Source organism: Pseudoxanthomonas sp. 68-E7 (genome assembly GCF_057773145.1).
This window is the reverse complement of sequence record NZ_JBYMTI010000005.1, coordinates 78,429-101,850: the sequence shown is the minus strand read 5'-3', so window position 1 is coordinate 101,850 and position 23,422 is coordinate 78,429. Positions and strand designations below refer to the sequence as shown.

Annotated in this window: 21 protein-coding genes; 6 read left to right on the top strand and 15 right to left on the bottom strand. The window is 68.3% G+C overall.

What is annotated here, in order from left to right; translation table 11 throughout:
* The first annotated feature begins 11 nt into the window (after nucleotides 1-11).
* On the top strand, nucleotides 12-1,652 hold the full coding sequence (locus tag AC3DE2_RS13305) for a calcineurin-like phosphoesterase C-terminal domain-containing protein (RefSeq protein WP_488426604.1): 1,641 nt from the start codon (nucleotides 12-14) through the stop codon (nucleotides 1,650-1,652).
* A 47-nt stretch (nucleotides 1,653-1,699) separates the two neighbouring features.
* On the top strand, nucleotides 1,700-2,284 hold the full coding sequence (locus AC3DE2_RS13300; protein ID WP_488426603.1) for a YdeI/OmpD-associated family protein: 585 nt from the start codon (nucleotides 1,700-1,702) through the stop codon (nucleotides 2,282-2,284).
* A gap of 166 nt (nucleotides 2,285-2,450) precedes the next feature.
* Here AC3DE2_RS13300 and mtnC read toward each other — a convergent pair whose 3' ends face one another.
* The 5 genes from mtnC to AC3DE2_RS13275 form a co-directional block, all read right to left on the bottom strand.
* Nucleotides 2,451-3,149 (bottom strand): acireductone synthase, encoded by a 699-nt coding sequence (mtnC, locus tag AC3DE2_RS13295; RefSeq protein WP_295375931.1) that lies wholly within the window; start codon nucleotides 3,147-3,149, stop codon nucleotides 2,451-2,453.
* Nucleotides 3,150-3,234: 85 nt separating this feature from the next.
* Complete coding sequence (locus tag AC3DE2_RS13290; protein ID WP_488426602.1) at nucleotides 3,235-3,795, bottom strand: 1,2-dihydroxy-3-keto-5-methylthiopentene dioxygenase; 561 nt, start codon at nucleotides 3,793-3,795, stop codon at nucleotides 3,235-3,237.
* Between the two features lie 110 nt (nucleotides 3,796-3,905).
* Complete coding sequence (locus AC3DE2_RS13285) at nucleotides 3,906-4,550, bottom strand: methylthioribulose 1-phosphate dehydratase (RefSeq protein WP_295375934.1); 645 nt, start codon at nucleotides 4,548-4,550, stop codon at nucleotides 3,906-3,908.
* Between the two features lie 61 nt (nucleotides 4,551-4,611).
* On the bottom strand, nucleotides 4,612-6,036 hold the full coding sequence (locus AC3DE2_RS13280) for an amino acid permease (RefSeq protein WP_295375936.1): 1,425 nt from the start codon (nucleotides 6,034-6,036) through the stop codon (nucleotides 4,612-4,614).
* A gap of 116 nt (nucleotides 6,037-6,152) precedes the next feature.
* Nucleotides 6,153-7,625 carry an amino acid permease gene (locus AC3DE2_RS13275; protein WP_295375938.1) on the bottom strand — a complete coding sequence of 491 codons (1,473 nt, stop codon included), beginning with the start codon at nucleotides 7,623-7,625 and terminating at the stop codon, nucleotides 6,153-6,155.
* A gap of 146 nt (nucleotides 7,626-7,771) precedes the next feature.
* Here AC3DE2_RS13275 and AC3DE2_RS13270 point away from each other — a divergent pair, with 146 nt between their 5' ends.
* Nucleotides 7,772-8,359, top strand: a complete 588-nt coding sequence (locus tag AC3DE2_RS13270) for an NUDIX hydrolase (RefSeq protein WP_488426601.1) — start codon at nucleotides 7,772-7,774, stop codon at nucleotides 8,357-8,359.
* 78 nt (nucleotides 8,360-8,437) lie between these two features.
* Here the strand turns inward: AC3DE2_RS13270 and AC3DE2_RS13265 are convergent, their stop codons facing one another.
* Complete coding sequence (locus tag AC3DE2_RS13265; protein ID WP_295375942.1) at nucleotides 8,438-9,121, bottom strand: HAD family hydrolase; 684 nt, start codon at nucleotides 9,119-9,121, stop codon at nucleotides 8,438-8,440.
* Between the two features lie 55 nt (nucleotides 9,122-9,176).
* Nucleotides 9,177-10,418, bottom strand: a complete 1,242-nt coding sequence (gene serA / locus AC3DE2_RS13260; RefSeq protein ID WP_488426600.1) for a phosphoglycerate dehydrogenase — start codon at nucleotides 10,416-10,418, stop codon at nucleotides 9,177-9,179.
* A gap of 190 nt (nucleotides 10,419-10,608) precedes the next feature.
* Between serA and AC3DE2_RS13255 the strand changes: the two genes are divergently transcribed.
* From AC3DE2_RS13255 to AC3DE2_RS13245, 3 genes are all read left to right on the top strand, one after another.
* Nucleotides 10,609-11,997: an FAD-binding oxidoreductase gene (locus AC3DE2_RS13255; protein ID WP_488426598.1), complete on the top strand. Its 1,389-nt coding sequence runs from the start codon at nucleotides 10,609-10,611 to the stop codon at nucleotides 11,995-11,997.
* Between the two features lie 120 nt (nucleotides 11,998-12,117).
* The gene (locus AC3DE2_RS13250; RefSeq protein WP_488426597.1) at nucleotides 12,118-12,417 is read left to right on the top strand and encodes a DUF2388 domain-containing protein; all 300 of its coding nucleotides are present in this window, start codon (nucleotides 12,118-12,120) and stop codon (nucleotides 12,415-12,417) included.
* Nucleotides 12,418-12,464: 47 nt separating this feature from the next.
* Nucleotides 12,465-14,318 (top strand): DUF7844 domain-containing protein, encoded by a 1,854-nt coding sequence (locus AC3DE2_RS13245; RefSeq protein ID WP_488426596.1) that lies wholly within the window; start codon nucleotides 12,465-12,467, stop codon nucleotides 14,316-14,318.
* A 120-nt stretch (nucleotides 14,319-14,438) separates the two neighbouring features.
* On the opposite strand, the gene yeiP is transcribed toward AC3DE2_RS13245, so the two are convergent.
* From yeiP to AC3DE2_RS13205, 8 genes are all read right to left on the bottom strand, one after another.
* Nucleotides 14,439-15,005 (bottom strand): elongation factor P-like protein YeiP, encoded by a 567-nt coding sequence (gene yeiP / locus AC3DE2_RS13240; protein ID WP_295375950.1) that lies wholly within the window; start codon nucleotides 15,003-15,005, stop codon nucleotides 14,439-14,441.
* Between the two features lie 104 nt (nucleotides 15,006-15,109).
* Nucleotides 15,110-15,880 (bottom strand): SDR family NAD(P)-dependent oxidoreductase, encoded by a 771-nt coding sequence (locus AC3DE2_RS13235; RefSeq protein WP_488426595.1) that lies wholly within the window; start codon nucleotides 15,878-15,880, stop codon nucleotides 15,110-15,112.
* A gap of 67 nt (nucleotides 15,881-15,947) precedes the next feature.
* The gene (locus AC3DE2_RS13230) at nucleotides 15,948-18,545 is read right to left on the bottom strand and encodes a sensor domain-containing protein (protein ID WP_488426594.1); all 2,598 of its coding nucleotides are present in this window, start codon (nucleotides 18,543-18,545) and stop codon (nucleotides 15,948-15,950) included.
* Nucleotides 18,542-19,435, bottom strand: coding sequence for a hydroxymethylglutaryl-CoA lyase (locus tag AC3DE2_RS13225; RefSeq protein WP_295382453.1), 894 nt, complete (start codon nucleotides 19,433-19,435; stop codon nucleotides 18,542-18,544). The genes AC3DE2_RS13230 and AC3DE2_RS13225 overlap by 4 nt, the downstream gene beginning before the upstream one ends.
* Nucleotides 19,432-20,049, bottom strand: a complete 618-nt coding sequence (locus AC3DE2_RS13220) for a hypothetical protein (protein ID WP_488426593.1) — start codon at nucleotides 20,047-20,049, stop codon at nucleotides 19,432-19,434. The genes AC3DE2_RS13225 and AC3DE2_RS13220 overlap by 4 nt, the downstream gene beginning before the upstream one ends.
* Nucleotides 20,046-22,037, bottom strand: coding sequence for an acetyl/propionyl/methylcrotonyl-CoA carboxylase subunit alpha (locus AC3DE2_RS13215; protein WP_488426592.1), 1,992 nt, complete (start codon nucleotides 22,035-22,037; stop codon nucleotides 20,046-20,048). Before AC3DE2_RS13215 ends, AC3DE2_RS13220 begins: the two co-directional genes overlap by 4 nt.
* A 50-nt stretch (nucleotides 22,038-22,087) precedes the next feature.
* A complete protein-coding gene (locus tag AC3DE2_RS13210) occupies nucleotides 22,088-22,480 on the bottom strand; it encodes a VOC family protein (RefSeq protein WP_488426591.1) in 393 nt (130 codons plus the stop codon).
* 62 nt (nucleotides 22,481-22,542) lie between these two features.
* Nucleotides 22,543-23,343 carry an enoyl-CoA hydratase-related protein gene (locus AC3DE2_RS13205; RefSeq protein ID WP_488426589.1) on the bottom strand — a complete coding sequence of 267 codons (801 nt, stop codon included), beginning with the start codon at nucleotides 23,341-23,343 and terminating at the stop codon, nucleotides 22,543-22,545.
* Nucleotides 23,344-23,422 lie beyond the last annotated feature (79 nt).

Here is a 23,422-nt window from a genome sequence, read left to right as displayed (position 1 = left end):
ATCCGTTGCACATGACCAAGCGCGCATTGGGGTGGTCGCTCGCCACCTTGTCGTTGATGGCCGCCGCAAGCGCGACGGCATCGTCGTCGGCGCAGGATCCGGTATCCGTGGCGTCCTCCCCGGCGGCCGAGGTGACGGGCACGATCTATCTGGATGCCAACGGCAATGGACGCCGGGACCCGCGCGAACGGGGGCTGGCCGGCGTCAAGGTATCCAACGGCCGTGATGTCGCCGTCAGCGACGCGCGGGGCGCCTACCGGCTGCCCGGGCGCGAGCGCGCCACCGTGTTCGTGATCAAGCCGGCGACGCATGCGGCGCCGACCGGCGCCGATGGCCTGCCACGGTTCTGGCAGCATCTGTTTCCGCAGGGATCCCCGTCGCTCAGGTACGGCGGCATTGCGGCGACGGCGGCGACCGCGCAGGTGGATTTCGGCCTGCTGCCGGCAACGCGCCCCGCGGCGGATGCCAGCCTGAAGATGCTGGTGTTCGGTGACCCGCAGCCGAAGACACGGACCGACGTGGACTACTACGCCCGCGACATCGTGCAGCCGCTGGTGGGCCGGCACGACGCCCGCCTGGGCCTGAGCGTGGGCGACATCGCCAATGATGATCTGAGCCTGTATCCGGCGATGAACCAGGTGACCGCGCGCCTGGGCGTGCCCTGGCTGCACGTGGCCGGCAACCACGACCTGGATTTCGACGCCTCGGCCGACGAGGCGTCGCTGCTGAGTTTCCGCAATGTCTACGGGCCCGACACCTACGCCTGGGAGGAACCGCAGGCCAGCTTCATCGTGCTGGATGACGTGGTCTACCGTCCCGGCCGGAAACCCGCCTACATCGGTGGCCTGCGCGAGGACCAGTTCGATTTCCTGCGGGGGTACCTGGCGACCCTGCCGAAAGACCGCCGGGTGGTCATCGCCGCGCATATCCCGTTCTTCGATCCGGTGCCGGGCGTGGAGACCTTCCGTCGCGCGGATCGCGCGCGGCTGTTCGATCTGCTCCGGGATCACCGCCAGGTCCTGCTCATCAGCGCGCACACCCACAACCAGCGCCACTACCGGCACGGCGCGGACACCGGTTGGCATGGCGCGCAGCCGCTGCACGAATACAACGTGGGTGCCACCTGCGGCGCGTTCTGGTCGGGGGTGAAGGATGCGCAGGGCATTCCCGACACCACTATGAGCGACGGCACGCCGAACGGTTATGCGTGGCTGACGATCCAGGCGGATGGCCAGTACGCACTGCGCTATCAGGTCGCACGGGCGGCGGGGGATCCGGTCATCGGGCTGCATGCGCCGAAGGTGCTGCGGCAGGGCGCGTATCCGGCCTACGGCGTGTACGCCAACGTCTACATGGGCGAGGCCGATACGCGGGTGGAGTACCGGATCGACGGTGGCGAATGGAAGGCGATGCGGCGGGTGCTGCAGCCGGACCCCGGCCTGCTGGCGGAGAACATCGCCGACGATGCCGCCGATGCGTTGCGTGGTTACGATCGATCGCCGGAGGCGGACATTTCCACCCATCTGTGGCGTGGCACGCTGCCGACCGACCTGGAGGTGGGCGAGCATCGCGTCGAGGTGCGGGCATTCGACCGCTGGCAGGGCGAACAGGCCGCGTCCACGAGCTATCGGTTGCAGCGGGCCAGGGAATAGCGGTACCTGCGCCGAACACGAGAAACAGTCCCCCAGGAGCGTTGCCGATGGCCACCGATGCGCTGGATTTGCCGATCAAACTGTTCCGTGATTCCGCCGCCTGGGAAAAATGGCTGGCGGCGCATCCGGAATCTTCCGGGCTGTGGTTGCGGATCGCGAAAAAGGAAGCGGACCTGGCCTCGGTGAGCTATGCCGAAGCCATCGAGGTGGCGCTGTGCCACGGCTGGATCGATGGACAGCGGCGAAGCTTCGACGCGCAGAGTTTCCTGCAACGGTTCACGCCACGGCGCCCGCGCAGCCTGTGGTCGAAGATCAACGTCGGCAAGGCGGAAGCGCTGATCGTCGCCGGTCGCATGCGCGAGGGCGGCCTGCGTGAAATCGAACTGGCGCGCGCCGATGGGCGCTGGGAAGCCGCCTATTCGGGGGGCGCGGCGATGGAGCTTCACCCGGAACTGGCCGATGCGCTGGCGAAGAACCGGAAGGCGGCGGCGTTTTTCGAGACCCTGGACCGGACCAACCGCTACGCGGTGTGCTGGCGGGTGCAGACGGCGAAGAAACCGGAGACGCGGGCGTCACGCATCGAAAAGCTGGTCGCGATGCTGGCGCGTGGCGAGCGAATCCACGGGAAGTAGTCCGCCGGAAATGAAAAACGCCCCATGGGGGGCGTCATCGAATCCCGGCTGGCTGGCGATCGCTGGCTGGCGGGACGTGCTGGCGAGCGTTTGCTGGCTGGCAACGGCGCGCAGTCTACCGTTTGCCGTCGCCAGATGAGGGAATGCGAATCGCTCGCAACAAGAATCAGTGCGGCAGTTCGATGGCGTCGAACCCGACCACGCGCGGATGATCGTGGGCGGCGCCGTCCAGGCGTGGCTGCGGGTAGTCCTGGGGACGATCGATCAGCTGGGTGCGCATGCCAGCTTCACGGGCGGCGTCCAGTTCCTCGACCACGTCGGAGAGGAACAGGATTTCACCGGCTGGCGCGCCAATCTGTTCGGCGATGCGGCGATAGCTGCCGGCTTCGCGCTTGCCGCCGACTTCGGTATCGAACCAGCCGGAGAACAGCGGGGTCAGGTCACCGGCGTCGCTGTGGCCGAAGAACAGCTTCTGCGCCGGCACCGAGCCGGAGGAATAGACGTGCAGCGAGTAGCCCTGTTCGTACCATCGCTTCAGCGCGGGCGCCGCGTCCGGATAGATGTGCGCGGTGAAATCCGCATCGCGGTAGCCCGCGTCCCAGATCATGCCCTGCAGGGCCTTGAGCGCGGTGTGCTTGCGATCCTGGTCAATCCAGCCCTGCAGCGTCTCGACGATGACATCGTCGCTGCAGATCGCACCGTGTTCGGTGGCGACCACGTCCAGCCAGCGGCGCACCTCCGGTTCCTGGCCATGCTCGCGGACGAAGCCGGGCAGGGCGCGGCGGGCGTAGGGGAACAACACGTCCTTGACGAACGAGATGCTGCTGGTGGTGCCTTCGATGTCGGTCAGGATGGCGCGGAGCATGGGAATGGCGGATTCGGGGAGACGGGAGCGAATGAAGAACGGCACCGGACTGCGCGTGGCGCCCGGTGCCGGATGACGGCACCGCTTACTCGGGCCGGGTCGGGCCGTGGTAGCGCGGGAATTGCTGGGCGATGGTGGTACCGGTGAAGTGGCCGACCCAGCCGTCCGGCTCGGTGAAGAAGCGGATGGCGACGAAATGCGGTTCCGGCCCCATGTCGAACCAGTGCAGGGTACTGTCCGGCACGGCGATCAGATCGTCCTGGACGCACTCCACCTCGTAGACCTTGTCGTCCACGTGCAGGGTGAACAGTCCCGAGCCGGCGACGAAGAAGCGTACTTCGTCTTCCTTGTGGTAGTGCTCGTCGAGGAACTTGGCGCGCATTTCCTCGCGCTTGGGGTTGTCCGGCGCGATGCTGACCACGTCCACGGTCTTGAAACCGCGTTCGGCAATCAACCGGTCGATGTCGGCGCGGTACGCGTCCATCACGGCCTCCGGCGCCGCGCCCGGCTGGATCGGCTGGTTGGCCTTCCAGCGCTCGAAGGTCACGCCGACCTTCTGCAGTTCGGTGGCGATGAAGTCGGGATCGTAGCTGGCGAACTCCGGGGTGACCGGGTCGCTTTCATGGAAGATGCGGAGGCGGCTCATGGCGGTATGGCTCGACGCGTGGGGAATTCAAGGTTAGCAGGCGCGGGGTTGCGGTCCAGTTACCTGGCGGGAACGCGGGCGCGCCGCGGGTTATCAGGCCACGCCGGGCCTCAGCGCCGGCAACCCAGCTTGCGCAGCTCCAGTTCGCAGTGGAACAGGAACTCGAAGGCTTCCAGGTGGCGGCGCGCCTCGGCCATGTCGCGGCCCCAGGCGTACAGGCCATGGCCGTCGATCAGGTAACCCCACAGCGGCTGCTGATCCAGCAGGGCATCCACCTGGGCGGCCAGGGTCGGCATGTCCTGGGTGTTGCTGAACACCGGTACCTGGATCTCGGTCTCGTGGGTGGTGTTGCCATGGAAGGCCTTGAGCAGTTCGTAGCCTTCCAGCCGGATGTGGCCGACGCCGGCATACAGCCGCGAGGCGATGGTCTGCACCGGGGAATGGGTATGCAGCACGCAGCCGATGTCCGGGAAGCGGCGATACAACTGGGTATGCAGCAGGGTTTCGGCGGACGGGCGGTGGTCGCTGCCAACCGCCTTGCCATCGAAGTCCACGACCATGATGTCGCTTTCGACCAGCCGGCCCTTGTCGCGGCCGGAGACCGTGATCGCGGCGTGCCGATCGTCCAGGCGATGGGAGAAGTTGCTGCTGGTGGCCGGCGTCCACCCCGCCTGCGAAAGCTCGCGGATGTTGTCGATCAGCAGGCGGGCCAGTTCGCCCAGGCGGGCGGCGTCATAGGGCAGGGGGGCGTTCATGGCCCCCATTTTAGCGCCTGCCGCCGTCACGGTGCGGACAGGCGCGGGTTCTCGCACGGGCTCAGCGGCGCAGCTTGCTGTGGCGGTGGCCGTACAGGAAGTAGATCACGAAGCCGACCACCGTCCACACCGCCATCAGGAACCAGTTGTGCGCGGTCATGGTGGACAGCAGCGCCAGGCAGCAGAAGATGCCCAGGGTGCAGATCAGCCAGGCGGCCGGAATCCGGAACGGGCGCGGCAGGTCGGGCTGGGTACGGCGCAGGATCAGCACGCCGGCGCAGACGGCGGCGAAGGCGATGAGAGTGCCCATCGAAGTCAGCTCGCCCAGCACGTCCAGCGGGAACAGCGCCGCCAGCAGGGCGATGCCGATGCCGGTGATGACCGTGTTGATGTGCGGGGTGCGGTACTCGGGATGGATCTTGGTGAACACCGGCGGCAACAGGCCGTCGCGGGCCATGATCATGAAGATGCGCGGCTGGCCGATGATCATCACCAGCACCACCGAGGACAGGCCGACCAGCGCGCCGATTTCGACCACCACGCGCAACCAGCCCAACTGCGGATGCGCGGCCACCGCGGTGACCACCGGTTCGTCGGTGCCCAGCAGGGTATAGGGGACCAGGCCGGTCATGACCGCTGCCATCGCGATGTAGAGCACGGTGCAGATGGCCAGCGACAGCAGCATGCCGATGGGCATGTCGCGCTGCGGGCGGTGCGATTCCTGCGCCGCCACCGAGACCGCCTCGAAACCGATGTAGGCGAAGAACACCATCGACGCGCCACGCAGCACGCCTTCCCAGCCGAACTTGCCGGGACCTTCGTTGGCCGGGATGAAGGGTTGCCAGTTGGCCGGATCCACGTATTTCCAGCCGACCGCGATGACCAGCACGATCAGGCCGCTCTTGAGCAGCACCATCGCCATGTTCATCGCCGAGGACTTGCGGATGCCGACGTAGCAGACCCAGGTCAGCAGCAGCACGATGGCCGCCGCCGGCAGGTTGGCGATGGCGCCGGTCGGCTGCAGCTTGGCGTCCAGCGGCGCGCTCACCAGCGCCGCCGGCAGGTGGATGTTGAAGTGATCCAGCAGGCTCAGGAAATAGCCGGTCCAGCTGACCGCCACCGCCGATGCGGAGACGCCGTATTCCAGCACCAGCATCCAGCCGATGAACCACGCCGACAATTCGCCCAGGGTGGCGTAGGTATAGGTGTAGGCGCTGCCGGATACCGGCACCATCGCCGCGAACTCGGCGTAGGCCAGGGCGCAGAAGGTGCAGCAGATCGCCGCCAGCACGAAGCTCAGCATGATCGCCGGGCCGGCATGGTTGGCCGCCGCCTGCCCGGTGATGACGAAGATGCCGCCGCCGATCACCGCGCCGATACCGAGCGCGGTCAGTCCCCAGGGGCCGAGGGTGCGGTGCAGGCTCAGCCCTTCGGCGTCGCTGTGGCTGGCATGGGGGTGCTTGGTGGCCCAGAGTTGTCCGAACATCAATCCACTTCCAATCGTCGTTCTTCATCAAGACGTACGGACGGGCGATTTCCCGGCCATCATCGTGATGCGTGCAATAAAAAAGGCCGGCGCCGTGCGCCGGCCCGATCGGGCCCTCAGGCCTTCTGCCGCAGTTTGCTGTGGTGGTAGCCGTAGCTGAAGTAGATCAGCAGGCCGAACACCGTCCAGCCGACGAAGATCGGCCAGTGCTCCACGAACGGCTGCCAGAACAGGTAAAGGCAGGCGGCCGCGCCCACCGGGCAGATCACGATCGCCAGCGGCACTCGGAAGGGCCGCGGCAGTTCCGGCCGGGTATAGCGCAACACCAGCACGCCGACGCAGACGGTGGCGAAGGCGAGCAGGGTACCCATCGACACCAGTTCGCCCAGCACGTTGAGCGGCATCAGGCCGGCCAGGATCGCGGCGAGCACGCCGACGATAATCGTGCCGACGTAGGGCGTGCGGAACTTCGGATGGACCTTGCCGAACAGCTTGGGCATCAGGCCGTCCTTGGACATGCTGTAGAAGATGCGCGGCTGCGCCATCAGCATGACCAGGATCACCGACGACAGGCCGGCGATGGCGCCGATCTCCACCGCGGTCTTCAGCCACGACAGGTCCGGGAAGGCTTCCAGCGCGGTCGCCACCGGCTTGGGCGTGCCCAGCAGGCTGTAGTGGGTCATGCCGGTCAGCACGGCGCAGACCACGATGTAGATGACCGTGCAGATCGCCAGCGAACCGAGGATGCCGATCGGCATGTCGCGCTGCGGGTTCTTGGCCTCGCCGGCGGCGGTGGAGACCGCGTCGAAGCCGATGTAGGCGAAGAACACGATGGCCGCCGCGCGGGTGACACCTTCGAAGCCGAACTTGCCCGGGCCTTCGTTCGGCGGAATGAACGGGGTCCAGTTGGCCGGATCGATGTGCTGCAGGCCGAAACCGACGAACAGGCAGATGACGGTGACCTTGATCGCCACCACGATCGCGTTGACGAACGCGGACTGGGTAATGCCGACGTAGCACAGGCCGCTGATGGCGGCGACGATCAGGATAGCCGGCAGGTTGAACAGGCTGCCGGTGGAAACGAAGTCGGTACCGTTCCAGTCGATCGGCGCCGTGGTGAGCTGCGCGGGGAAGGGCAGGTGCAGGGTCGTGGTGATGAAACTGACCAGGTAACCCGACCAGCCCACCGCGACGGTGGAGGACGCGAACAGGTACTCCAGCACCAGGCACCAGCCGATGAACCAGGCGACGAACTCGCCGAGGGTGGCATAGGAGTACGAATAGGCGCTGCCGGACACCGGCATCAGCGCGGCGAACTCGGCGTAGCACAGGCCGGCCAGGGCGCAGGCGAAACCGGCCAGCACGAAGCTCAGCATGATGGCGGGGCCGGCGTGGTTGGCGGCGGCCTGGCCGGTCAGCACGAAGATGCCTGCGCCGATGACCGCGCCGACGCCCAGCATGGTCAGGTGCTTCGCTGTCAGGGTCCGCTTGAGGGTGGCCTCGCCATCGAGGCTGCCTTCGAAGGGTTCACCGGCATCCACATGGCCGGCCGGTTCGACCGGCTTGACCCTGAACAAAGATTTGAGCATTCGCGACTTCCCCGGAGTGGGCGACCGGTCTTGGCCGGTGCCTGTCATTTGGCGGTCACGGGTGTGTGGGTCACCCGCACGGAAGCGCCGTACCTTGCCAAAGCGAGTCGCGGATCACAAGCGCGGGTGCAGCACGGGGAGGGATAATGCGCACGAGCATCATTCCCCGTATAACTGAACAGGGCAGCCGCGTGTTTGAATCACCGTTGATGGAACAATTGCACGCCTACCGGACGCGCTGGCCGGACGAGGCGGCGACCGTGGAGGACTTCCTCCAACTGCTGGCGGATCCCCGGAACCCGTTCGTGCGCGAACGCCTGGAAGGACACTTCACGGGGGGCGCCTGGCTGGTCAGCGCCGATGGCCAGCGCACCCTGCTGACCCACCACCGCAAGCTGTCGCGCTGGTTGCAGTTGGGCGGCCACGCCGACGGCGACACCGACATGGGCCAGGTCGCGCTGAAGGAGGCCGAGGAGGAATCGGGGCTGCCGGGCCTGCGCCTGGAGGAGGCGGCCATTTTCGATCTGGACCGGCACTGGATTCCCGAACGCAAGGACGTGCCGGGGCACTGGCACTACGACGTCCGCTACGTGATCCGCGCAGGCCAGGACGAACGCTACGTGGTCAGCGAGGAATCGCTGGATCTGGCGTGGCGCGAGATCGCCCCGATGGCCGGTGAAACCGATGAATCCCTCGGCCGCATGGCCCGCAAGTGGCTGGCCCGGCAGCGCTGAGGAAACATCAGGATCAGACCCGCCGATGAGCGCAGCGCACCGGCGGCGTCGGGAGCAGCCCGCCGGCGCCGCCGCGCTTCAACTGCGGGCCACCACCTCGTCGATGTGGCGCAGCAGATCGGCCGGATCCTCGTACACCCGGAATGCACCGGAGCGCTCCAGTTCCTCCTGGCCGTAACCGCCGGACAGCAGGCCCACGCCGAGCGCCCGTGCGCGCTGCGCGGCCAGCATGTCCCAGATGCTGTCGCCCAGCACCAGCGAGCGGGTGATGTCCACGCCCAGCCGGTCGGCGGCGGCGATGAACAGATCCGGATCCGGCTTGGCGTGGCGCACCAGGTCGCGGGTGATCACCGGCACCTGCGCCGGATCCACGCCCAGCGCGTGCAGGTTGTGCGCGGCGGTTTCCATCCGACCGCTGGTGGCGATGCCCCAGGGAATGCCCTGTTCGGTCAGGAACGCCAGCAGTTCGCGCGCGCCCGGCAGCGGCTGCACCGCGCGCTGTTCCGATTGCCGCGAGTACGCCTCGGCATGCCAGCGGCGCAGGCGATCCAGCCGTTCCTCGGTGATGTCCATCCCGGTCTCGCGCAGCAGGATGTGGGTGAACAGGCCGCCGCTCATGCCGATCTTGCGGTGGATGCGCCACACCGACAGGTTCACGCCTTCGCGGTCGAGGGCTTCCTTCCAGGCCAGCACGTGCTGGTAGACGCTGTCCACGAGCGTGCCATCGAGATCGAACAGGAATGCGGTGTCTGCGCGGGGCATGGTGGTCCTCCTCCGGAAACGATGCGGGCGGCCAGTGGCCGCCCGTGGGATGAACTCAGTACAGGATGCGTGTCCGCAAGGTCCCGGGAATCGCCGACAGCGCCTCCTTCAGGTCGGCGCTCTGCTCCTCGTTGGCGGTGACATCGATCACCACGTAGCCGACCTTGGGATCGGTGCGCAGGAACTGGCCGTCGATGTTGACGTTGTGCTTGCTGAAGATCTCGTTGATCTGCGACAGCACGCCGGGCACGTTGCGATGGATGTGCAGGATGCGGCGGCTGCCGTCGTGGCCGGGCAGGGTGACCTCGGGGAAGTTCACCGCCGACAGGGTGGAGCCGTTGTCGCTGTAGCGGACCAGCTTGGCCGCCACTTCCACGCCGATGTTGTCCTGCGCCTCCAGCGTGCTGCCGCCGACATGCGGGGTCAGGATCACGTTATCGATGCCGCGCAGTGGCGATTCGAAGGCCTCGGCATTGCCCTTGGGCTCGACCGGGAAGACGTCCACCGCCGCACCGCCCACGGCGCCGGAGACCAGCGCGGCGGTCAGCGCGTCGATATCGACCACGGTGCCGCGCGAGGCGTTGATCAGGTGGGCGCCGCGCTTCATCTTGGCGATCTGCGTGGCGCCGAACATGCCCTGGGTCGATGTGGTTTCGGGAACATGCAACGTCACCACGTCGCTGCGCGCCAGCAGATCGTCCAGGCCGCTGGCCGAGCGCGCGTTGCCCAGCGACAGCTTGGTTTCGATGTCGTGGAAGATCACGTTCATGCCGATCGCTTCGGCCAGCACGCCGACCTGGGTGCCGATGTGGCCGTAGCCGATGATGCCCAGGGTCTTGCCGCGCGCCTCGTGGCTGCCGGCGGCCGACTTGGACCAGCCGCCGCGATGGCATTCGGCGTTCTTCTGCGGAATGCCGCGCATCAGCATGATCGCCTGCGCGATCACCAGTTCGGCCACGCTGCGGGTATTGGAATAGGGCGCGTTGAAGACCGGGATGCCGGCCAGTTCCGCCGCTTCCAGATCCACCTGGTTGGTGCCGATGCAGAAGCAGCCGATCGCTATCAGCCGGCGCGCGTTGGAAAGCACGTCTTCGGTGAGCTGGGTGCGCGAACGGATGCCGATGATGTGCGCTTCGGCGATGCGGCGCTTGAGTTCGTCTTCCGGCAGCGACTTGTCGTGCAAATCGATCTGGGTATAACCGGCGGCGCGGAAGGTTTCCACCGCGGTCTGGCTTACTCCTTCCAGCAACAGTACGCGGATGTCCTGCTTCGGGTAGGAGGTCTTCTTGGTCGACATTGCGGGCGCGGCGGAATGAGGAGGGAAGGCTTTCCACTATGCCAGAAGCAGCCCGTGTTTGCTGCATCGCCACATGCCCGGCAAGGCTGGTCCACAAATGGTTTCGGGTGCAACCAGGGCACCGTCTGGACGCGCCGCAGCATCGCTGGCACGCTGGCGCTCCCCCTCCGCCGCCCATCCCACCCGAACGATGACCGATCCGCGTTTGCAGGCGCTGCAACAGGCCGTGCCGGAGTTGCGCCTGACCACCGAAGCCGCCGAGCTGGAACATTACGGCCGCGACTGGACCCGTCGCTGGACCCCGGCGCCACTGGCCATCGCCTTGCCGTCCACGACGGAGGAAGTGCAGGCGATCGTGCGCTGGGCCAACCAGCACGGCGTGGCGGTGGTGCCGTCCGGTGGCCGCACCGGCCTGTCGGGCGGGGCGGTGGCGGCCAACGGCGAACTGGTGCTCAGCCTGGAACGCATGAACCGGGTGCTGGCCTTCGACGCGGTGGATCGCACCCTCACCGTGCAGCCGGGCATCGCCCTGGAGGCGGTGCACAACGCGGCGCGCGAACACGGGCTGGTCTATCCGGTCGATTTCGCCGCGCGCGGTTCCTGTTCGCTCGGCGGCAACATCGCCACCAATGCCGGCGGCATCCGGGTGATCCGCTACGGCAATACCCGCGAGTGGATCGCCGGGCTGAAGCTGGTCACCGGCAGCGGTGAACTGCTGGATCTGAATCGCGGACTGATCAAGAACTCCAGCGGCTACGACCTGCGCCAGTTGGTGATCGGTTCGGAAGGCACCCTGGGCATCGTGGTCGAGGCCACCCTGCGGCTGACCGATCCGCCGCCGCCGACCAACGTGATGCTGCTGGCGCTGCCCTCGTTCGAGGTGCTGATGCAGGTGTTCGCCGAGTTCCGCGCGCGCCTGCAACTGGAAGCGTTCGAGTTCTTCACGGATCGGGCGCTCGGGCACGTGCTGGCGCATGGGGCGCAGGCACCGTTCGCGGAGGTCCATCCGTACTACGTGGTCACCGAGTTCGCCATCGGCGACGAAGCGCGGGAAGCGGCGGCGATGGCCGCATTCGAGGCCTGCCTGGAGCAGGGCTGGGTCAGCGACGGCGTGATCAGCCAGAGCGATGCCCAGGCCGCCCAGCTGTGGCGCCTGCGCGAGGGCATCACCGAGGCGCTGGCGCGCTACAAGCCCTACAAGAACGACGTGTCGGTGCGGATCTCGGCGATGCCGGCGTTCCTGTCCGAGACCCAGGCGCTGCTGGGCCAGGCCTATCCCGACTTCGAGGTGGTCTGGTTCGGCCATATCGGCGACGGCAACCTGCACATCAACGTGCTCAAGCCGGACGGGCTGGACGACGCGGAATTCGTCCGCCAGTGCGAACACGTCACCAAGCTGCTGGCGGCCTCGCTGCAACGGCATGGCGGCAGCATTTCCGCCGAACACGGCATCGGCCTGGTCAAGAAGCCCTATCTGGACAGTACCCGTTCGGCGGCGGAGATCGCGGTGATGCGCGGCATCAAGCGGGTGCTGGATCCGAACGGGCTGATGAATCCGGGCAAGCTGCTGGACGCCTGACCGGCGGCTTACGCGCGCGGTGTGTCTTCATCCCGCCGGCCCCGATTGCGGTTAGTCTTGGCGCGCCGCGCGAACCGCGGCATCCCGCCATCCAGGTCCCTCCAGAGAGACGGAATGTCCATGTCCCGATTGCTTGTTGCCAGCGCGCTGCTGGTCCTTTCGATTCCGGCTTTCGCCGGCAGCTTCGCCGGCAGCTCCGCCGGTGCCTCCTCGGCCGGCTCCTCGGCGTCTTCCGGTAGCTCCTCCGGCGACGACAAGGTGGTGATGCAGGCGCGTGACGACGCCGCCAGCTTCGTCGCCAGCGAAGGCCGCATCCGCGGCGCGCGCCTGGATGCCGCGCTTCGCCACCTGCGCGAGCATGATGAGAATGCGCGGGAGGCCACCGACATGGCCCTGGCGCAGGCCATCCTCGCGCTGTGAACCCCGCCTGCCGGGACCCGCGCCGCGCCGGCGCGGGATTCCGGGCGATGGCCGCGCTGGTGCTGCTCGCGGGCGCGTTCGGCGCGGCGCAGGCATCCCCGCGCCTGCACCTGCAGACCGATGGCCTCGCGGCGGCCGAAATGGCCGCCACCGACGCGCTTTTCCGCGCCGCCGGGGCACGGCTTACCCCGGCGATGCGCGAACAACTGGCGCACGACATCCCGGTGCGCTGGAGCACGGCGCTCGACGAAACGGTGCATGGACGCGCGCGCCGCGATGGCGTCCTCCTGCTCAACCGCCACCTGCTTCCGGGCCTGCTGGCGCAGGGCCAGGCGCGTGCAGGCGCCGAGGCGGCTGCCCTGGCCGCGCTGCTGCACGAACTGGCCCATTTCCTTGACCGCGCTGATCCCGCCGGGCCGATGTCGCGGGACCCGCGCCTGCTGGATCTGGCCGGCTGGCAGGTCCGGGCCACGCCCGGGCTGACCCGGCTGATGGGGCGCACGCGCGAGAACCGCTTCCGCGAACGCAGTCCGGACCGCTATGAGCTCGACGACCCGCGCGAGTATGTCGCGGTCAATCTGGAACACTACCTGCTGGATGCGGATTACGCCTGCCGGCGGCCGGCGTTGTATCGCTACTTCGAACGGCGCTGGGGCGCGCCAGCGGGCGCGGGCGCGGGTTGTCCGGGTGACTTCGCGTACGTGGATGCCGGGGACGTCGGCGTCGACGCGGATGCCGCGATGGCCACCGGTGGACGGCTGGGAATGCTGGACCCCGAGCGCATCTACCAGGTCGACTACCTGCTGGCCGAAGGCAACGACGCCATGATGAGCCGCTGGGGCCACAGCATGCTGCGGCTGGTGATCTGCGCGCCCGGCCGGCCGCGCGGACCGGATTGCCGGCTGGATCTGGAGCACCACCGGGTGCTGTCGTTCCGCGCCTTCGTCGGCGACGTGCAGATTTCCAGCTGGCGCGGGCTGACCGGCCGCTACCCCTCGCGGTTGTTCGTGCTGCCGCTGGACCAGGTGATCGACGAGTACACCAAGGTCGAACTGCGTGGCCTGCAATCGCTGCCGCTGCGGCTGGAGCGCGATGAAATCGCGGCGCTGGTGGAACGGGCGGCGCAGTTGCACTGGAGTTACGACGGCCGTTATTTCTTCCTCGGCAACAACTGCGCGGTGGAGACCTACAAGCTGTTGCGCGACGGCGTGCCGCGGATCGGAAGCATGGATCTCGGCGGCATCACCCCGAACGGCCTGTCGCATCGCCTGCAGCGGGCCGGTCTCGCCGATGGCGGCGTGCTGGCCGATCCCGCCCGCGCGTTGCGCGAGGGGTATCGTTTCGATTCGATGCGCGAGCGTTTCCAGACCCTGTTCGAGGTGGCCCGCCGGCAGGCCAGGCTGCCGCAGCGGCGGGTCGAGGACTGGCTGGAGGCCTCGCCGCAGCAGCGCCGGCCGTGGCTGGATCGGAGCGATCTGAAATCGGCCGCGGCCCTGCTGGTGCTGGAACAGGCGGCGCGGCGCCAGCAGCAACTGCGCGTACGCGATGCCTTCAAGCGGCGCTATCTGCAGCAAGGCGGACAGCCAGGGGAACTGCGGGACGCCGCCGGCACCCTGCGGACGCTGCTCGAGGAAACCGCCTGGATGAGCCGGCCCGCCGACCTGCTGGCGGATGCGGGCTATGGCCTGCCGCAGGTGGATGAACGTGCCGCGCTCGAAGCCGGCAGCGAGCGCCGGCGCGAACAACTGAGGAAGCTGGAACAGCGGCTGGAGCATCAGGTCCGCGCACTGCTCGATCCGGCACAGGCCCGGGATCTGGACGCGGCCGATGCCAACATCGCCTGGCTGGGCACGCATCTGCGCGAACTGCATCGCCAGGCCGGCGGCCTGCGGCTGGATTGACCGTCCGGCATGCCGCCAGCCGGGCGGCCGCATCGCGCGCCGTGAAGCGCGAAGTGACAAGTGGACGGAAAACAAAAAGGACGGGCCCGACGGACCCGCCCCCCTCACGGCATGGCCGGGTCAGTCGGCGCGGCCGCCGAACTCGCCGGTGGTGGTGTTGACCAGGATGCGTTCGCCGGTGGTGATGTACTCGGGCACCATGATCTCGATGCCGGTACTCAGCTTGGCCGGCTTCGGACGCTTGGTGGCGGTGCCGCCCTTCAGTTCCGGCGGTGTTTCCACCACTTCCAGGGCCACGTGCTGCGGCAACTGCAGGGCGACCGGCAACTCGTCGATGACCTGCACGTAGCAGCCGGCCAGGCCGTCGGTGATGTAGCCGGCATCGTCACCCAGCACATCCGCGTCCAGCGTGTACGGCGTGTAGTCCTCGTCATCGAGGAACACGAAGGCGTCGCCGTCCTTGTACGAGAAGGTCGCCTGGCGGCGCAGCAGCTCGACTTCGGTCAGGTTGTCGTCGGCATCGAAGCTGGCATCCAGCTTGTTGCCGCCCGGCACGCTGTACATGGTGAAGCGGAAGCGCACGTTGCCGCCGCGGCCCTGCGGCGAGCTGCGGTCGATGTCGCGGATCTGGTACACGCCGCCGTTGTGTTCAACGACGTTTCCTTTCTTGATGTCGAAAGCTTTCATGGTGGTGACGGGAATCGGGAATGGAGAATCGGGAATGGGAGCCAGGACGGAGGAAGCGGTGCCGGGACGATTCCCGATTCCCGATTCTCCATTCCCGGCCGTTATTACTTCGGTGCCAGCCGGACGGCGCCGTCCAGGCGGATGGTTTCGCCGTTGAGGTAGGTGTTGCCGAGGATGTAGGCGACCAGGTCGGCGAATTCGTCCGGCTTGCCCAGGCGCGAGGGGAACGGAATCGAGGCACTCAGCGACTGCTGCACGGCCTCGGGCATGCCATCGACCATCGGGGTCCAGAAGATGCCCGGCGCGATGGTCATCACCCGGATGCCGAAGCGCGACAGTTCGCGCGCCATCGGCAGGGTCATGCCGACCACGCCCCCCTTGGAGGCGGAGTAGGCGGCCTGGCCGATCTGCCCTTCGTAGGCGGCCACGCTGGCGGTGTTGACGATCACGCCGCGCTCGCCGTCGGTGCCGGCCTCGTTGTGCTGCATCAGGTTGGCGGCGGCCTTGGCGACGTTGAAGCTGCCGACCAGGTTGACCATCACCGTGGTCTGGAAGGTCGACAGCGGCATCGGCGCTTCCTTGCCCAGCACGCGTCCGGCGCCGAGGATGCCGGCGCAGTTGATCGCCGCGTTCAGGCCACCGAGGAACTCGCGGGCGGCGGCCAGGTTGGCGGCCACGCCGGCTTCGTCGGTCACGTCGGTGCGGAAGTAGCGGGCGTTGGCTTCACCCAGCGAGGCGACCGCCGCCGCGCCCTTGTCGTCGTTGACGTCGAACAGTGCGACCTTGCCGCCCTGGGCGACCAGATGCTGGGCCACGGCGAAACCAAGGCCGGAAACGCCGCCGGTGATGACGGCGCGGGTAGCGGACAGTTGCATGCGGGAAACCTGGGACGGAAAGACCCGCATTTTACGCGAATGACCGGCGCGGCCGGCAGCGGGGCGCTCAGCCGTTGGAGGCGCGATCCAGCGGCAGATCCAGGCGGCGGGCGAATTCGTCCGGCGACAGGCCCGGGGCGAACAGGAAACCCTGGCCCACCGGCACGCCCAGTTGCAGCAGGAACTGGCGCTGCGCCTCGGACTCCACGCCCTCGGCGACCAGGCCCAGGCCGAGGCTGCGGGCAATCGCCGAGACCGCCTGGCACACCGCCACGTCGGAACGGTTCTGCGGCACGCCCTCGGTGAACAGCTGGCTGAGCTTGAGGCCGTGGATGGGCAGGCGGCGCAGGTAGTTGAGCGCGCTGTAGCCCTCGCCGAAATCGTCGATGGTCAGGACCACGCCCAGCGCCTTCAGCCCGGCGAAGGTGCGCAGGGTGGATGGCGCATCCTCGATCAGCACGCGCTCGGTGAATTCCAGTTCCAGCGCAGAGCCCGGCAACTGGTAGTCCTCCAGCAGCCGGCGGACCTTCTCGGCCAGGTCCTCGCCGACGAACTGGCGGTAGGAGACGTTGACCGCGACACGCACGATGCCCAGGCCCTGGTCGCGCCATTCGGCGACCTGCCGGCAGGCTTCGCGCAGCACCCAGCTGCCGATGTTGACGATGTCGCCGGTGGTCTCGGCGTGGCTGATGAACAGATCCGGGCGCAGCTCCCCCAACTGGTGGTTCTGCCAGCGGATCAGCGCCTCGGCGGCGACGATCCGGCCCTGGCGCAGATCCACCTGCGGCTGGTAGACCAGCCGGAATTCCTGGTTGTCCACGGCGCGCCGCAGCTGGGTCTCGATCTGCAGACGGTCCTGCTGGCGCTGCGCCAATTCGGGCGAGAACACCTGCCAGCCGTTGCGGGCGCGATGCTTGCTGTCGTACATCGCGATGTCGGCGTTCTGGATCAGCTGCTGCGGGCGCTGGCCGTCGTCGGGCGCGCGGGCGATGCCGATGCTGGCGGTGATCGAGAATTCGTCCTGGTCGAAGCGGAAGGCCTCGGCGAAGGCGCCCAGGATCGCGTCGGCCAGGCGTTCCGGGCGCGCCGGTTCGTCGCTGGCATCGCATACCACCAGGAATTCATCGCCGCCGAAACGCGCGATCATGCCGTCCTCGCCGACCGCGTCGCGGATGCGATTGGCTGCCTGCACCAGCAGTTCGTCGCCGGCGTTGTGGCCGAGCACGTCGTTGATCATCTTGAAGCGATCCAGATCGATGTACAGCACCACGGCCTGCGGGTGCGCCGGATCGGCCAGGCGCTCGGCGATCTCGGTCAGCACGGCGTCGCGGTTCATCAGCCCGGTCAGCGGATCGGTGCGGGCCTGGATGCGCAGGGTTTCCTCGGCCTGCTTGTCGGTGGAGATGTCCTGCAGGGTGCCGGTGATGCGCGAGTTGCCGGGATCGCCGGGCTCGGCGTCGCCGATCACCCGGATCCAGAACGGCTGGCCGTCCTGGCGCCTGCCCTGCAATTCCAGATCGAAGCCGCTGCCGCCGGTGGACACGCGTTCCACCGCGCAGCGCAGGCGTCGCCGATCCGGATCGCGCAGGCAGCCCAGCAGCGCGTCCAGCGTATCCGGCGGCAGGGCGGCGCCGAGGATGCGGATGGCTTCCTCGGTCAGGTACATCCGGTCGCGGGCGATGTCCCACTCCCAGCCACCGATGTGGGCCAGCGACTGGGCGCGATCGAACAACGCGCTGTCGCGCTTGAGCTCGGTCACGTCGCTGAAGAGCGAGGTGACCTGGGCGGGACGGTTGCCGCCGGGCAGGAACTGCGGCACCGAGGTGACCGTCAGCCAGATCATCTGCCGGCGCTGGCGGTGGTACATGCCCAGCAGCGCGCTCTCCACCACGTGCCCGGAATCCAGCGCGCGCTGGGCGGGAAACTCGTCGCGGCGCAGTTCGCGTCCGTCCGCGCCGACCACGCGCCAGTGCTCCATCCGCATTTCGTCGCCGGCGCGCTGGTCCTCGCGGATGCCGAAGATCCGCATGGCCGCGCCGTTGCAGTAATGGATGTCCAGGTCGTGGCCCTGCACCACGATGCCCTTGTCGATGGTTTCCATCAGTTCGCGATAGCGCATTTCCGCTTCCCGGCGCGTGCTGATGTCGCGCGCCACCGCGACGATGCACTTGCGTCCATCGAAGGCGATGTTGGCCGAATGCACCTCGACCGGGAAACGGCTGCCGTCGCCGCGCATGTTGGTGACCTCGATGACGTAGGTGTCACCACGGTTGAGCGTTTCCCACACCGGCACCAGGTGATCGCGTGGCAGGTCGGGGTTGAGGACGTTGATGTTCTTGCCGACGATCTCCTCGCGGGGCCGGCGGTAGGCCTGCATGCCGGCGCGGTTGAGATCCATCACGGTGCCGTCCTCGGCGATGATGCTGACCGGATCGGGCACGGCATCGAACAGGTTGCGGTAACGCTGGCGCTCGGCTTCCGCCCGGGCCTGCGCCGCCAGCAACGCCTCGCGCGCGCGCGCCAGCAGATCGCGGGTTTCCGCCGGCAGGGCCGGATCGGAGGCGGCCCGTTGCAGGGACTGGAGTGAGTCGTCGGTATCCGACGCGCCGGGGACGACCGCCGCTCTGGCGGAATCGCCCGGATCCGGTGCGCCGGCGGTGCTCATGTCGCCGCCATCGCCTTGCCGGCCTTGCTGCCGGTTTCGCGGCCGAGCAGGGCCGCCAGCCAGCGTCCGGTCTCGCTCAGGCGTTCCAGGTCGATGCCGGTGGCGATGCCCATGCCGTGCAGCATGTAGACCACATCCTCGCTGGCCACGTTGCCGCTGGCGCCCTTGGCGTAGGGGCAGCCACCGGTGCCGGACACCGCCGCGTCGACCACCCGCACGCCTTCTTCCAGGCAAGCCAGGATGTTGGCCAGCGCCTGGCCGTAGGTATCGTGGAAATGCACCGCCAGCGACGACAGCGGGACCACGCTGGCCACCGCCTGCAGCATCGCGCGGGCCTTCAGCGGCGTGCCCACGCCGATGGTGTCGCCCAAGGAGATCTCGTAGCAACCCAGTTCGTACAGGCGGCTGGCGACCTTGACCACGTCCGCCACCGGCACGTCGCCCTGGTAGGGGCAGCCGAGCACCGTGGAGACGTAGCCGCGCACGCGCACGCCGTCGGCGGCGGCGCGCGCCAGCACCGGGCGGAAGCGTTCGATGGACTCGTCGATGCCGGCATTGATGTTCTTGCGGTTGAACGCCTCGGAGGCGGCGGTGAACACCGCGATTTCCTCCACGCCCACCGCGCGGGCGCGGTCATAGCCGGTCTCGTTGGGCACCAGCACCGGATAGGCGACGCCGGGTTCGCGGTGGATGCCGGTGAATACCTCGGCGGCGTCCGCCAGCTGCGGCACCCAGCGCGGGCTGACGAAGCTGGTGGCCTCGATGGTGCGCAGGCCGGTGCGGGACAGGCGATCGATCAGCGCGATCTTGTCGGCGGTGGCGATCACCGACTTCTCGTTCTGCAGGCCGTCGCGCGGACCGACCTCGACGATGCGGACGAAATCGGTCATGGCGTCGCCTCCGTGCCGGCGCGGCGCAGGCGCGGATTGCGGGAGGCCGGATCGAACGGGTCGAACAGTCCGGGATCCTCGGACAGCCGCCTGCGCAGCGTCCCGGCGTCGCCTTCCACCAGGTAGACCATGGTGTCGGCTTCGCGCACGCCGCGATCTCCCTGCTGGACGAGTTCGAGTGCGCGGCTGGCCTTGGGCAGCGCGACTTCCAGCACCTCGTCGGCGATGCGGTACTTGAGCAGGAGCACGCTGGTCGCCGGCAGCTTGCTCTTGCTCTCCGCGCGCTTGCCGTCGTTGAACAGATCGCGCATGTCGTCCTGGTCGAGGGCCAGGTAGCGCTGCCCGTCGAGTTCGAAGCCCAGCGCGCGGAACCGCGAACGCGGCGCGTTCCCATGCTCGACCAGCGACACCTGGCATTGCGCGTCGATTTCGGCGTAGTCGCCGGCGCCCAGCGGCATCTTCTCGGTGTCCGCACCGGGCAGCGGCAGCCAGCGGCCGACCAGCGCCGGATCGCAGGCCAGCTCGGCCGGCGCGCGCTCGAACATCACGCAGCCGGGCAGGACCGGCAGCAGCAGCGCCAGCAGCAGCGGCAGGGACGACCGGCGGCGACTCATTCCAGCGTCACCAGGACGGCGTCGGCCTCGACGAAGTCACCGGCGCTGGCGCGCAGTTCGCCGACCACGCCATCGCGCGGGGCTTTCAGCGCCAGCTCCATCTTCATCGCTTCCATCACCAGCAGCTCCTGGCCCGTGCTCACCCTGTCGCCGGCCTTGGCGCGGACCACCACCACGCGGCCGGGCATCGGCGCGCGCACGCGGTGGTCTCCCCCGGCATCGGCGGTCGCGGCCCTGCGATAGGCGGGCACCTGTTCCAGCACGACCCGCTGCTGGCCGTCATGGACGGTGATGCGCTCGCCTTCCCGCAGGACGCGGAAACGTCGTGCCTCGTTATCAATACGCAAACCAAGCAGGTCGCCGGTCAGGCGCGCGCCCTCGATCAGATGGTTCCGCCCGTCCCATTCGACCCGGTAACGCCCGCCGGCGCCCTGCGCCTTCAGCGCGAAGGTCTGGTCGCGATGGATGAAGCTCAACGGGCGATGCCCGGCATGGCCCAGCCGCCAGCCATCGGCGATGGCCCAGGGCGAGCCCGGATCGCGGGAAGCCCGCGCATCGGCGCTGGCCTGCGCCTCCTGGGCCAGCAGGGTGGCGGCGGCCGCGGCCAGCAGGGTGGCCGGCGCGGGCGCACCGCTGGCGATGAACTCGTCCAGGTGCCGATCCAGGTAGCCGGTGTCGATGCGGCCTTCCAGCACCGCCGGGTGCCGGGCCAACCGTTCCAGGAACGCGATGTTCGATTTGGGCCCGGTCACGTCGCACTGTTCGAGGGCGTCGCGCAGGCGTGCCAGCGCGGCGGGACGATCGCGGTCGTGGACGATCAGCTTGGCGATCATCGGATCGTAGAAGATGGTCACCGTGTCGCCTTCGATCACGCCCGAGTCCAGGCGCACGTGCGCGTCGCCGGCGGGCAGGCGCAGGCGCTCCAGCCGCCCCGAACCGGGCAGGAAACCGGCTTCCGGGTCCTCGGCATACAGGCGCACCTCGATGGCATGGCCACGCTGCGCGATCGCCTCCTGCGCCAGCGGCAAGGGTTCGCCGGCCGCCACCCGCAATTGCCATTCGACCAGATCCAGGCCGGTGGTCATTTCGGTGACCGGGTGCTCGACCTGCAGGCGGGTGTTGATCTCCATGAAGAAGAATTCGCCATCCGGGGCGACGATGAATTCGACCGTGCCGGCGTTGACGTAATCGATCGCCTGCGCGGCCTGGATGGCCGCCTGGCCCATCGCCGCGCGCTGCGCCGGGCTCAGGAACGGGGAGGGGGCTTCCTCCAGCACCTTCTGGTAACGCCGCTGCGCCGAGCACTCGCGCTCGTTGAGGTGCAACGTGTGGCCATGGCGATCGGCGAACACCTGGATCTCGATATGGCGCGGCGTGGAGACGTAGCGCTCCAGCAGCACGCGATCACGGCCGAAGGCGTTGGCGGCCTCGCGCTGGCAGCTTTCCAGCTGGGCGATGAAGTCGTCCAGGCGATGGACGATGCGCATGCCCTTGCCGCCGCCGCCGTGCGCGGCCTTGATCATCAGCGGGAAACCGATGCGTGCGGCTTCGCGCGACAGCGTATTGGGCGATTGATCCTCGCCCGTGTAGCCCGGCACCACCGGCACGCCGGCCGCGGCCATCAGTTCCTTGGCGCCGGCCTTGCTGCCCATCTTGCGCATCGACGCCGCGCCGGGGCCGATGAACACCAGCCCGGCCGCTTCCACCGCATCGGCGAAATCGGCGTTCTCCGACAGGAAACCGTAACCGGGATGGATGGCCTGCGCGCCGCTGCGGCGCGCGACTTCCAGGATGGCGTCGCCGCGCAGGTAGCTGTCGGCCGGACGCGGCCCGCCGATCGGCCAGGCTTCGTCGGCCTGGCGTACGTGCTGGGCGTCGGCGTCGGCCTCTGAATAGACGGCGACGGTGCGGATGCCGAGGCGGCGGCAGGTGCGGATCACGCGGCAGGCGATTTCGCCGCGGTTGGCGATGAGGATCTTGTCGAACATGCGGTCGGGAGTTCCGTGTCGGCGCGGATGGGAGGCGCGGGGCGTGTGGGTCAGGCCGGCGCGTGGCAGACCGCTTCGACGTTGTTGCCGTCGGGGTCGATCACGAACGTCGCGTAGTAGTCGGGATGGTAGTGCGGGCGCAATCCTGGCGCGCCGTTGTCGGTCGCGCCCGCGGCCAGCGCGGCGGCATGGAACGCGTCGACGGCGGCGCGATCGGGGGCCACGAAGGCGACATGGGTGCCCGTGCCCGGATGAGCGCCGGTACCCACCCAGAACGCCGGATGGCGCGGCGGACCGAATCCGCAGCCCTGGTAGCCGCCCGGTCCGGTCTCCCGCTCGGTTACTTCCATGACCACCGCGTAGCCCAGCGGCGCGAGTACCTGCGTATAGAAGGCGCGACTGCGCGGATAATCGGCGACGGCAAAACCAGCATGGTCAATCATGTCGATACCCTTCGATGTAATGGAATGCCGACGCATCCACTGCGCCGACCATGTCCGCGCGATCAGCCTGCCGGAACCCAGGCCGGGGCGCGCTTTTCGAGGAAGGCGGACAGGCCTTCCTGGCCTTCGGCCGATACCCGCAGTCGCGCGATCAGGTCCGCGTTGCCGGCATCCAGCGCATCGCGGTCACTCCCGGCCGCCACCCGCGCGACCAGTTGCTTGGCGGCGGCGGCGGCATGCGGGCCGGCCTTGAGCAGCAGATCGATCTGGCGCTGCACGGCGGCGTCAAGCGCATCGGCTTCGACCACCTGGTGCAGCAGGCCGATGTCCCGCGCGGTGGCGGCATCGAAAATCTCGGCGGTGGCGAACCAGCGCCGCGCCTGGCGCGGCCCGATGGCGGCGATGACGTAGGGCGAGATCACCGCCGGCAGCAGGCCCAGCTTGCTCTCGGTCAGGCCGAACTTCGCTTCCGGTACGCCAATGGCGATGTCGCAGCACGCCACCAGGCCCACGCCGCCGCCGAAGGCCGCGCCGTGCACGCGGGCGAGGGTGGGGCGCGGCAGTTCGTCCAGGACGCGCATCAGCCGGGCCAGCGCCAGCGCATCGTCGCGGTTTTCCGCCTCGCTGGCGGCGGCCATGCCGCGCATCCAGTTCAGATCCGCGCCGGCCGAGAACGAGGCGCCGGCGCCTTCCAGCACCACCACCCGGACCCTGGAGTCGGCTCCAGCTTCTTCCAACTCGCGGGTCAGCTGCGCGATCAGGTCGGCGTCGAACGCGTTGTGCAGTTCCGGACGGTTCAGCCGCAGCCGCAGCACGCCGTTTTCCAGATGGCGGGCGAGCGCCTGCGCGTGCGGTTCCGTCATGTCTGCTCCTCCCCGAAAGCCCCAAATGATAGCCGCTGCGTCCGGTTTGGCCTTCGTGCGCTGCGGCGATGCTACAATG